The sequence below is a fragment of the Mesorhizobium shangrilense genome, from assembly GCF_028826155.1.
In the GTDB taxonomy this organism is placed as follows: Bacteria; Pseudomonadota; Alphaproteobacteria; order Rhizobiales; family Rhizobiaceae; genus Arvimicrobium; species Arvimicrobium flavum.
The window spans coordinates 4438888-4450440 of sequence record NZ_JAQGPN010000001.1; the positions used below are offsets into that span (position 1 = coordinate 4438888).

Annotated in this window: 8 protein-coding genes; 4 read left to right on the forward strand and 4 right to left on the reverse strand. The window is 66.2% G+C overall.

Annotated features, from left to right (window positions below; all coding sequences use genetic code 11):
* The first annotated feature begins 51 nt into the window (after positions 1 to 51).
* On the forward strand, positions 52 to 774 hold the full coding sequence (locus PD284_RS21435) for a 3-keto-5-aminohexanoate cleavage protein (protein WP_274630148.1): 723 nt from the start codon (positions 52 to 54) through the stop codon (positions 772 to 774).
* Between the two features lie 35 nt (positions 775 to 809).
* Here PD284_RS21435 and PD284_RS21440 read toward each other — a convergent pair whose 3' ends face one another.
* A complete protein-coding gene (locus PD284_RS21440; protein WP_274630149.1) occupies positions 810 to 1268 on the reverse strand; it encodes a MerR family transcriptional regulator in 459 nt (152 codons plus the stop codon).
* A 418-nt stretch (positions 1269 to 1686) separates the two neighbouring features.
* Here PD284_RS21440 and PD284_RS21445 point away from each other — a divergent pair, with 418 nt between their 5' ends.
* The 3 genes from PD284_RS21445 to PD284_RS21455 all read left to right on the forward strand — a co-directional run bounded on the left by PD284_RS21445 (position 1687) and on the right by PD284_RS21455 (position 7207).
* Positions 1687 to 5301 (forward strand): peptidoglycan-binding protein, encoded by a 3615-nt coding sequence (locus PD284_RS21445; protein WP_274630150.1) that lies wholly within the window; start codon positions 1687 to 1689, stop codon positions 5299 to 5301.
* Positions 5302 to 5487: 186 nt separating this feature from the next.
* Positions 5488 to 6411, forward strand: a complete 924-nt coding sequence (locus PD284_RS21450; protein ID WP_274630151.1) for a sulfite exporter TauE/SafE family protein — start codon at positions 5488 to 5490, stop codon at positions 6409 to 6411.
* Between the two features lies 1 nt (position 6412).
* The gene (locus PD284_RS21455) at positions 6413 to 7207 is read left to right on the forward strand and encodes a TIGR02186 family protein (RefSeq protein WP_274630152.1); all 795 of its coding nucleotides are present in this window, start codon (positions 6413 to 6415) and stop codon (positions 7205 to 7207) included.
* A 69-nt stretch (positions 7208 to 7276) separates the two neighbouring features.
* Here the strand turns inward: PD284_RS21455 and pdeM are convergent, their stop codons facing one another.
* From pdeM to PD284_RS21470, 3 genes are read right to left on the reverse strand one after another with little or no spacing between them, the layout of a single operon-like run.
* Positions 7277 to 7978: a ligase-associated DNA damage response endonuclease PdeM gene (pdeM, locus tag PD284_RS21460; RefSeq protein ID WP_274630153.1), complete on the reverse strand. Its 702-nt coding sequence runs from the start codon at positions 7976 to 7978 to the stop codon at positions 7277 to 7279.
* An 11-nt stretch (positions 7979 to 7989) separates the two neighbouring features.
* Complete coding sequence (locus PD284_RS21465) at positions 7990 to 10536, reverse strand: ligase-associated DNA damage response DEXH box helicase (protein WP_274630154.1); 2547 nt, start codon at positions 10534 to 10536, stop codon at positions 7990 to 7992.
* A gap of 50 nt (positions 10537 to 10586) precedes the next feature.
* The gene (locus tag PD284_RS21470; protein ID WP_338036676.1) at positions 10587 to 11495 is read right to left on the reverse strand and encodes a methyltransferase domain-containing protein; all 909 of its coding nucleotides are present in this window, start codon (positions 11493 to 11495) and stop codon (positions 10587 to 10589) included.
* Positions 11496 to 11553 lie beyond the last annotated feature (58 nt).

Here is an 11553-nt window from a genome sequence, read left to right on the forward strand (position 1 = left end):
ACGATCGCTCCAGGAGGCGGATGGCGTGGTCACAAGAGGACCTGAAACGAGATGATCGTACAAGCCTGTCTCAACGGGGCGCGCGCCAGCGACTTTCATCCCCGTCTGCCGCTGACCGCCGATGCTCTGGCACGCGACGGGGCCTCCTGTGTCGCCGCCGGCGCAGCCGAATTGCACGTCCACGCGCGTGCGGCGGACGGGACTGAAAGCCTGGAGGCGGTGAACCCGACCATGCTTGCCATTCGCTCCGCCTGCCCCGGAACGCTTGTCGGCGTGTCGACCGGAGCCTGGATCGAGAACGACGAGAAGCGGACCCGCGATGCGATTGGAGGATGGAAGGAGCTTCCCGACTACGCCTCCGTGAACCTGTCGGAAGCCGACGCGCCGGCAATCATGGATCTGCTGCGGCGACGCGGGATCGGGGTCGAGGCGGGGTTGGCCTCGGTGGACGATGCCGAGCGCCTGGTCAGGCTTCCCGACCACGCGCAAGTGCTGCGCATCCTGATCGAGGTCGATGAACAGGACCTGGTCCTGGCGCGCGAGGTCGCGGACGGCATCGCCGCGGTGCTGGACCGGGCCGCCCTGCGCCGCCCGATCCTGCTGCACGGCAGCGACGCCACCGTGTGGCCCTTCGTCGAATTGGCGCGCCAGCGACGATGGTCGACACGGGTGGGACTGGAGGACGGCAAGGACCTTGCGGATGGGACGCCAGCGTCCGGCAATGAAGCCCTGGTGGCTGCCGCGGTGGCGGTGTTTCGTGGCGGGCCGTCATGACCTGACGGCCCGGCCAGGCGTGTTCCGATTCCGGCTCAGCCGGCGAGGCGCGCCGCCGAGGACGCAGCCAGCTCGTCGCGCACGCGGGCCAGAGCTTCGGAAAGCTCGCCGATCGCAGAGTCGATTTCCTGGCGCTGCTTCTGAAGACGCGCCAACTGTTTTTCCGACTTGTCGTGTGCGACGCGCAGCTGGCGGATGTTGCTCCCCGTCGGATCGTAGAGGTCGATCATCTGCTTGACGTCGCGCAGCGAGAAGCCGACGCGGCGGCCGAGCAGGATAAGCTTGAGGCGGGCGCGGTCGCGGCGCGAGTAGAGGCGCGTTGCGCCCTCGCGCCGGGGGCTCAGCAGACCCTTGTCCTCGTAGAACCGAAGTGTCCTCAGCGAGACGTCGAATTCCTTGGCGAGGTCGCCGATCCGGCTCAGGGCTTCGGGCGCCTCGGACGCGTCGCCAAAATTGCCGAACGATTCGCCGCCAGCGATAGCATGTATGGTCATAGTTTGGGTTTTCCGCTCGTGCAGGAAGGACCTGCGGCCTGACATACGAACAATCGCCCGCGGGCCACACATCCGTGACGTGCGGCCCGCGCGGGACGATTGATCGATTACGTTTACGTAAATGTACTGCCCAGCGCCTTTGTTCGCAAGTGCGAGAACTGCGACAATTCGGCGTTGTGTGGCCGCTTTAGATGCAGCCGGGTAAGATTGGTTAACGCCTTGTTTACCACAGTCGGCGAAATGTGTGCGCGTCGGTCTCCCGTGTTTATCCTGTTTTGCGTTCTTCACGGCTTCGGACGGGGGGTTTTGAATTGCCTCGGAAGGATGCCTTCCGCCGCCGCGTGCGGCCGTGTCCGGTCCCGACAGGGGATAGCGAAGCTGGGACGGTCTACCAGCGAACAGACGAACGGACATTTCCATGGACGGCAGGCGGCCCTATCTGGATTCTCTCAATGTCGGTCGGCAGCGTCGCGCCCACACCACGCTCGACGAGCTGAACCGTTCCATCGAACAGCTGGGCGAAAGGCTCGAGCGGCGCGACGAATTCACCCGCGGGGCGCGCGCGCCTGAGCCGGAGCGACGGCGCCTGGCCGACCATATCGGCTACAGAAGCCTCGACGACGCCGCGCGCCAGCCATCACAGGAGCGGCGGGAGGCCTCGGCGTCGCGCGACGATGCCTATCTTGCCACGACAGGAAGACTCTCGGCGGAAGTCCGAGGGCTGCGCGAGGAACTGCGCCAACAGATGTCGTCCGGGCTGCAGCGCGAATTCGACACCCTGCGCGCCGACATTGCACGCGCCTATGCGTCGTCCGGCGGCAAGACCAGCGGCAAGCTGACCGAGGAACTGGAGCGGCTGACCGAGACCATCCAGCATCTCTCGAACCGAAGCGACGACCGCGGCATCAACCTTCTCAGGCTCGACATCGAGCAGGTGAAGGCCGAGATCGATTCACTGGCGCGCGACGAAACGCTGCGCGCCATGGACAGGCGCTGGGATCGCCTCGACCAGCGCTGGGACGACCTCGAGCACCGCATCGATGTCCGCACGACGCCCGATCCTGACCTGAGCGCGCTGAACGAGCGGCTGCAGCACATCACGGACGCCGTCAACAACCTGCCCGAGTCGCTATCGCTCAGGTCGCTCGAAGACAAGGTGCGCACGCTCGCCGGATCGGTCGAGCATTTCTCGCAGCAGCGGGACGACCGCTCGCCGCAACTCTTCGCCGCCATCGAACAGCGGCTGGACGAGATTTCTCGGGCCATCGTGGCGTCGGCCGTGGCCGCACAGCCGCTGCCCTTCGATTTCGAACCGATCGAGCGCATCGAGACCCGTATCTCGGCGCTCGCGCGGCAGTTGGACGAATTGTCCAGTCGCAGCCCCTCGGTCGAGATACTGGACCGACTGAACACTCTTTCCCAGCGCATCGAGGAAGTCGCGCAGCAGGCGGATGTGCCGGCGCGGTCCGTCGAGCGCCTGGCCAGCCAGATCGCGATCATCGTCGACAGGATCGACGCGGGCTCCATGCTGCCCGACGCCGACCAGATCATGCGCGGCATCGAGCAGCGCTTCGACCAGTTCGCAACGGCGCTCGTGCAGCGCCAGGACAATGCATTCGACGCCAACCAGGCTATGTTCCGCGACCTGGAGGCGCGCCTTCACGACGTCGTGTCCCGGCTCGACCATCGGCCGGAGCCCGCCGCGGTGGACAACTCGGGCCTCATCGACGCGATCGACGCGCGCCTGGACGATTTTACACGTCGGCTCGAGACGCAACCCTCGACGCCGTCCTTGGACGCCGACGCGATCCGCAACCTGGAGACCCAGATCGCGGGCCTTTCGGCATTCCTTTCCCAGCCCGATCCGGCCGGATCGGCAATCGAAAGCATCTCGCCGCGCCTGGAGGAGATGGAGAAGGCGATCCGTGGAAACCGCGACACCGTCGTCGACGCGGCGCGCCGCGCGGCGGAAGACGTCGTGCGCTCGTTCGGCGGCTCCAAGACCGACGCCGACGCGGTCGCGGGACTGACCCAGGATCTCAAGACGCTCGAGTCGATCACCCGGCGGTCGGACGACCGCAACTCGAAGACGTTCGAGGCGATACACGACACCCTGCTCAAGATCGTCGACCGGCTCAGCTCTATCGAGACGGGGGCAGCGATGCCGCCCGCCAAGGTCACCATTCCTCAGGCGCCTTCCATCGAGCCGATCGATCCGCCCATGGTCGAGGCTGTGGCGACCGCGCCCATGGAAAGCGCCCTTGCCGATGCGAGCTTCGAGGAAGCTTCCGCCGATCCCGTGATCGCATCCGCAGACGGCGGCGCAGCCCTCCCCGCGGCGGCGAAGCGGCGGTCCATGTTCAGCGGACTTGGACGCGCGCTTTCCGGCAGGAAGACCGCGGAAGACCAGGCGCCGACTCCCGACGCACCGAAGACGGAACCGATCGCGCCAAAGCTCGATCTCGATGAACCGCTGGATCCCAAAGCGGCGAACCGCCCCTTGCAGCCAGGCTCGGGCGCGCCCGACCTCTCGCGCATCATGAAGCGGGTTCGCGAAGAGCGCGCCCAACCGGCGAAGGCCGAAGAGACGGACGCCGCGAAGTCGGATTTCATCGCGGCAGCGCGGCGCGCGGCGCAGGCGGCGGCCGCCGAAGCCGAGGTGCTCAAGCGGCATTCCGACATGGCCGGCCCCGGACGCGGCTTCAAGCTCGGCGACCTGCTGAAGGCGCGCCGCAAGCCGATACTCATGGGCGCTGCGGCCGTTATGATCGCACTTGCGGGCCTGCAGCTCGGCAAGGCCTTCATGTCGGATCAGCCCAGCCTGGCCAAGACGAACCCGGCAGAGACGAATCTTGCTGCGGCTCCGGTCGCCGTCGATGAGACGCCCGTCGTCGCGGAACCCGGCCGGACTGCCGAAGCGCCAGAGGCCACGACGGCCGACGCCGAGCCGGAGGCGCTTGCGGAATCCGCGCCGCGCCCCGAGGGCGGAATTGCCGCTACCGAGTTTTCAGACGAAGCTTTGAGCGCTTCCGCCTCCCCCGTGCTCACCGGCGAAGCAGATGTTCCCGTCGCTGCCGAACCCGAGAGCGCCGCATCCTCCCCGTCGGGGCCGGCGACCGCATCGGTTTCGCTGGCAGCCGGAGCGCAGCCGCTACAGGCCGAAGCACAGACCGCTCAGATGCCGGCCGCGCCCGCCGATGTCGGCCCCATCGCATTGCGCGAGGCGGCAGACGCCGGTGATCCGAAAGCCATGTTCGAGGTGGGCGCCCGTCATTCCGAAGGCCGCGGCGTCAAGACGGACAACGAGAAGGCGGCCGAATGGTACGAGCGCGCCGCAGAACTCGGTCTGGCGCCGGCGCAATACCGCATCGGCAACATGTACGAGAAGGGCGTGGGCGTCGAACGCGACCTGGCCAAGGCCAAGACCTGGTATCAGATGGCCGCCGAGCAGGGGAACGCCAGCGCCATGCACAATCTCGCCGTGCTCTACGCCATGGGCGCGGACGGAACGACCGACAACGAATCCGCGGCGCGCTGGTTCGTCAAGGCAGGCGAGCTCGGCGTGAAGGACAGCCAGTTCAACCTGGGGATCCTGAACGCCAAGGGCGTCGGCATGCCGCAGAACCTCGAGGAGAGCTACAAGTGGTTCGCGCTGGTGGCCAAGAGCGGCGACCGCGACGCCACCGCCAAGCGCGACGAGATCGCCAATTCGCTGCGTCCCGAACAGCTGGAAAAGGCGCGCGCGGCAACCGAACTCTGGAAGGCCAAGCAGGTGGATCCCGCTTCGAACGTCGTCGACATCCCCGACGAGTGGACGGAAAGCCAGGAACGCACGGCCAGCATCGACATGAAAAAGGCCGTCAAGACGATCCAGCTCATCCTGAACAAGAACGGCTATGACGCGGGCGGCGCGGACGGCGTGATCGGCCAGAAGACGAAAGACGCGATCATCGCCTTCCAGAAGGACATCGGCCTGCCGGCAGATGGTCAGGTGACCGAGCAGCTGGTCGAGGAGCTCATCGCCCGCAAGTGAATCGGCAAATCGGCCAAGTGCGGCACAAACGTCTCATGTGCCCGTAATTGTTGGGAATTCGGGCGATATTTCCGGCCGATTGTTTGACACCCGCCGCAATGTGGGCGCAAGTACCGGATAGCGCTTCGAGAGGTGGCGGCACGGGCGGAGGGTCCTGCCGGCCTTCGCAATAATCGGGTTATTCGGGTGGGCATCTATCTGCCGATCGCAGAAATGGCGGTCAACGTCTTCGTCTTACTCGCGATGGGTGCGGCGGTCGGCTTCCTGTCTGGCATGTTTGGCGTTGGCGGCGGCTTCCTGATCACCCCGCTCCTGATCTTCTACAATATCCCCCCGGCCATTGCCGTCGCCACAGGCGCCAACCAGGTCATCGCCTCCTCGTTCTCAGGTGCGCTGTCCCACATCAAGCGCAAGACGCTCGACTTCAAGCTCGGCACCGTGCTGCTGCTGGGCGGCTTCGTGGGATCGGCGATCGGCGCCTATGTGTTCGCGCTGTTGCGCAGCGTCGGCCAGTTGGACCTCTTCATCTCGCTTTTCTACGTCGTCTTCCTGAGTGCCGTCGGCGGCCTCATGCTGGTCGAGAGCGTGCGCTCCATGCAGAAGGCGCGCGCCGGCGCCGCGCCGGCCCTCAAGAAATCCGGACAGCACAACTGGATCCATCGCCTCCCCCTCAAGATGCGGTTCCGCACGTCGAAGCTGTTCGTCAGCATCATTCCGGTGCTGGCGCTGGGGGCGGGCATCGGATTCCTGGCAGCCATCATGGGCGTCGGCGGCGGCTTCCTCATGGTTCCCGCGCTGATCTACCTCCTCAAGGTGCCGACCAACGTCGTCGTCGGGACCTCGCTCTTCCAGATCATCTTCGTCACCGCCTTCACCACCATCATTCACGCCACCGCGAACCAGACCGTCGACATCGTGCTGGCCTTCTGCCTGATGGTCGGCGGCGTCGCCGGCGCGCAGTACGGCGCCAAGGCCGGGCAGAAGCTGCGGGGCGAGCAGCTTCGCGCGCTGCTGGCGCTGCTGGTGCTGGCAGTCTCCCTGCGCCTCGCATTCGACCTCTTCGTGAAGCCGAGCAACATCTTCTCGCTCACTTCGCTGGAAGGCGCGTGACATGGTTCGGCGATACATCCCGGCGCTTCTTGCGGCCTGCGCTCTCCTGAGCGGAGCATTCAACGCAGTCGCACAGGCGCCCAATCCCGAGACGATCGAGATCGGGCTGTCGACCGACCACGTGATGATCACCGCCGGCTTCTCGGGCACCGACCTCACCATCTTCGGCGCGATCGACAATGCCGACCCCCTGGTGAGCCGGCAGGGCCGCTACGACGTGATCGTTGTGCTCGAAGGTCCGGCGCGACCGGTCGTCGTGCGCAAGAAGGAACGCGTCGGCGGCGTGTGGATCAACCTCGATTCCTACACATTCCTCAACGTGCCTATGTCCTATTCGGTGGCGACGACACGCCCCTTCCAAGACGTCACCGACCCGAACAGCTACAGGCAGCTGGCGCTGGGAGCGGCCAACATCTACCTGCAGCCTTCCGGCGAAGGTCACCGCAGCGCCGCCACGATCGAGCAGTTCACCGCCGCGCTGCGGCAGTTGAAGCAGACCACCGGGCTCTACAGCGAGCGCGTCGGCGGCGTACAGTTCCTGTCGCAGACCCTCTTCCGCGCAACCCTGCCGCTTTCCCCCAACGTGCCGGTCGGCACGCATCGGGCACGGGCGTTCCTGTTCAAGAGCGGCGTCTTCGTGCGCGAAACTTCGGCGCAGCTGGCGATTCTCAAGTCAGGCTTCGAGCAGCGCGTCTACGACGTCGCCCACCAGCACAGCTTCCTCTACGGCGTGTTCGCCGTCGTGCTTGCGATGCTGACCGGCTGGCTGGGACGCATCGTGTTCCGGAAGGACTGAGGGCTGACGTCCTCGAGCGTCAGATAAGCGACAGCTCGTTGTCGAGAGGCAGACCCTCCCCTGCCCCACTCACTCCGGCCTGAGCATCGGGCGCGAGATGGCGAAGACGCGATCGCGGCCGAGCATGTAGGCGAAGAAGCGCTCCCAGCGGAACAGCGCCGCATAGGCCCGATCCAGCACGTTGAGCGAGCCGGTGTAGCTGCCGAAGGCCGGCATGACGATGCGGTGTCCGTCGCTGGCGAAGCAGCGCCGGCGGACCGACCTGCCGCGCTGCACGATGCGCGCGCACGGATGCAGATGACCGGCGACCTCGCCGTCGATCACGCCGGCCGAGGGCTCGTGCCGGAAGCTGAGCGCGCCCACCTGCAGTTCGCGGACGCTCTCGCCAGGCACGCCGGCCGGCGCATCTGGGTCGTGGTTGCCGGCGATCCAGAACCAGTCGCGGCCCGCAGCCAGCGCATCGACCTGCCGGCGAAAGATCTCCGGCATGCGCGCAGCGCCGCCGGGGTCATGAAAACTGTCGCCGAGGCTGACCACCACGCGCGGGTCGTACTCCTTGACGATCGCTTCCAGCCGCTGCAGCGTCGCCGCCGTATCGTAAGGCGGCAGCAGCGCACCGCGCCGTGCGTAGGAGGAGCCCTTTTCCAGATGGAGGTCGGACACGGCGAGCAGCGAGATGTCGGGGAAGAACAGGATGCCGCGCTCGTCGCAGACGACGCGCTCTCCGGCGAGCAGGAACTCCTGCCGCCGCTTGCCCGCTTCCAATGCCATGCCGAGAAGGCTCAACTTCTGCCCATTGCCTCTTCCACGAGGTCCGCTGCTTCCGTCAGAAGCGACTCGCCCGCATCACCATGCACCCGCTCCTTGCCGATCTCCAGCATGATGGGAACGGCAAGCGGCGAAATCTGATCGAGGTCCTTGTGGATGATTCGGCCGCGGATGCGCGACAGCATCTCGCCAAGTCTCCTGACATCGAGCAACCCTGCGGCCGCATCGGCCCGGGTGGCCTGCAGCAGGATGTGGTCGGGTTCGTGCGTGCGCAGCACGTCGTAGATGAGGTCGGCGGACACCGTCATCTGGCGTCCGGTCTTCTCCTGCCCGGGATAACGCTTCTCTATCAGACCTGAAATCACCGCACAGTTGCGGAAGGTGCGTTTGAGCAGCCAGCTCTCGGCAAGCCAGGCGTCGAGATCGTCGCCCAGCATGTCCTCGTCGAAAAGCTCCGCCAGCGTCGGCCGCCCCTCCCTGAACATCGCCGACATGTCGCGTATCGACCAGACCGCAATCGAATAGTCGGTTGCCACGAAGCCCAGCGGATCGGCCCCGAGGCGGTCAAGGCGACGGGTGAGCAGCATGCCGAGCGTCTGGTGGGCGAGCCGGCCCTCGAAGGGATAGGCGACCATGTAAGACCGGTCGCCGCGCGGAAAAGTCTCCACCAGCAGGGTGTCGCGCGGCGGCAGCAAGGATTTGTCGCGCTGGATGCGAAGCCAGTCGGCGACCTGCTCCGGCAGGGACTGCCAGCGCGCCGGGTCGGCCAGCATGCCGCGGACCTGTTCCGCCAGGTAGGTCGAGAGGGGAAACTTGCCGCCATTGTAGATGGGGATGCGCGGGTCGTTGCCGGCAGCATTGGACACGAAGGCTTCGGTCTCGCGAATCCCCTCCAGGCGCAGGACCTTGCCGGCGAAGAGGAAGGTGTCGCCTGGCGCAATGGTCTCCATGAAACCTTCCTCGATCTTGCCGAGGACAGGTCCCCCGCGAGAGGCCACGCCGCGACCGGCGCGGGCATAGCGCACGGTCAGATAGGGAGCCTCGACGATGGTGCCGACGTTCAGCCGATATTGCTGCGCGACGCGCGGGTGCGCGATGCGCCACTTGCCCTCCTTCGTCTTCCTTATGCGCGCGTAGCGCTCGTAGCTCTTCAGCGCATAGCCCCCGGTGGCGACGAAATCGACGACGCGCGCGAAAGTGTCCCGGTCGAGCGCCGCATAGGGCGCTGCGGTCCTGATCTCCTCGAAGAGCTCATCCTCGTCGAAGGGCTCCGCACACGCTGTGCCAAGCACGTGCTGAGACAGGACATCGAGTGCCCCGTTGACGAGCGGCGGCGTGTCCTGCGCGCCAAGATAGTTCGCCTCCAGCGCCGCCCGGCACTCCAGCACTTCGAAGCGGTTGGCGGGCACGAGGATGGCGCGCGACGGCTCGTCCAGCCGGTGATTGGCCCGGCCGATGCGCTGGGCGAGACGGCTTGCCCCTTTCGGAGCGCCGACGTGGACGACAAGATCGACGTCGCCCCAGTCGATGCCGAGATCAAGTGTCGACGTGGCGACGATGGCCCGAAGGCTGTTGGTTTCCATCGCCTTCTCGACGCGGCGGCGCTGGGCGACGTCCAGCGAGCCATGATGGAGCGCAATCGGCAGCGAGTCGTCGTTCACGCGCCACAGTTCTTGGAACAGCATCTCGGCCTGGCTGCGGGTGTTGACGAACAGCAGCGTGGTGCGGTGGCGCTTTATCGCCTCGTAGATGTCCGGGATTGCATATCGGGCGGAATGCCCCGCCCACGGCACGTGCTCCTCGGAATCGAGGATGGTGATGTCGGGCCTGGCGCCGCCGGACACGGTGATGAGGTCGGCCATGGGGGCGGTGTCCGCCCCAACGGACGAGTTCGCCTCTCCAACCTGCGGCACCAACCAGCGGCGCAGTTCCTCCGGCTCCGCGACGGTCGCCGACAGGCCGATGGTCTGCAGATCCGGCACGACCCTGCGCAGCCGAGCAAGCCCCAGCGCCAGAAGATGGCCCCGTTTCGACGTAACCAGCGAATGCAGTTCGTCCAGCACGACATAGCGTAGGTCCTGGAAGAAGCGCCGCGCATCCGGAGAAGCCACGAGGAGAGCAAGCTGCTCGGGCGTCGTGAGAAGAAGATCGGGCGGCACAAGTTTCTGGCGCTGGCGCTTGTGCGCGGGAGTGTCCCCGGTACGCGTTTCCATCGAGATCGGCAGCGCCATCTCGGCCACGGGCTTGCCGAGATTTCGCTCGATGTCGACGGCGAGCGCCTTTAGCGGAGAGATGTAGAGCGTGTGGACGCCGCGATGCGCCTCGCCGGGCTTGCGTCTCGGCCGCGCGGAGAGCTCGGTCAGCGACGGCAGAAAGCCGGCCAGCGTCTTGCCGGCGCCCGTCGGAGCGATCAGGAGTACGGAATGCCCGGCCTGGGCCTTGGCAAGGAGGTCGAGTTGATGCGCGCGCGGCGACCAGCCACGCCTGGCGAACCATTCCACGAATGGCTCGGGCAGCGACGCGGGCGATCCAGCGGCTTCGATGGCGGTCTGGTGGGTCACCCCTTAAGAACTAAAGCAGAACACCCCGATCGGGAAGAGGCAGCCGCGCCTTAGCGCCGTGCGACCACGATCAAGCCGTCAAGAGGCGCCCCCCGGTCGTGCCGGATCACCTCGATGGCGACCGAGAGGACATGGAAGCCGGCATCGGCAAGAACGCGTCGGACATAGTGCTCGGCGTGGGCGTAGCGGCGCGAGGGACGCAGCTTGAAATCCTCCGTGCCTTCATGCCGCTCGACGGAGAAGGCGTAGAGGCCGGCTTTGCGCAGCATGGCCGCGGCCAGGCGCGTCACACGCTCGAGCGCCCCGAGATATATGAATACGTCGGCGGCAACCACGAGGTCGGCTGCGTCGCTGCCGTAGTCCATCTCCAGCAGGTCCGCCTTGACCAACCGGTCATAGACGTTCCGGGCCCTGGCCTTCTTCAGCATCTCCGCAGAAATGTCGTATCCGTCCAGTCGCTTGGCCACCGGCTGGATTTTCTCTCCCATGAGCCCCGTTCCGCAGCCAAGGTCGACGGCAAGATCGAACTGGGGTGGCGCGTGGCTCCGGATGGCGTCAGCCAGCAGGTCCGGGACGCGGTAGCCGAGTTTGCCCACGAGCGATTCGTCGAAGGTCTTGGCGTACTGATCGAACAGGGTCTCGGCGAAACCGCTCGACGGATTGGCTTGTTGGGGCTCCGCGCCCGCGAGCTGCAGCTTCAACGCAGCACCCGTTCGATCGGCAGGATCGAGTTCCCGCGCCATGCGCCAGGCGTCGACGGCCCCTTCCGTGGCCCCGGCGGCTTCGTGGAACTCTCCCAGCCGGTACCAACCCAGCGACCATTCGGGCGCGAGATCCATCGCACCCCGCATCAGCTCCGCCGCAGCCTCGATATCGCCGGACGCGAACAGCATCTCCGCAAAGTCCGCGCGTCGGTCGGCGAGAAGGTCGCCCGAGAAGGTCTGCAGGGGCTTCGCCAAACGTGTGCGCCAACGAAATGAGGGATATGAGCTTCTATCCGCGAGTCAGCAGCGAATT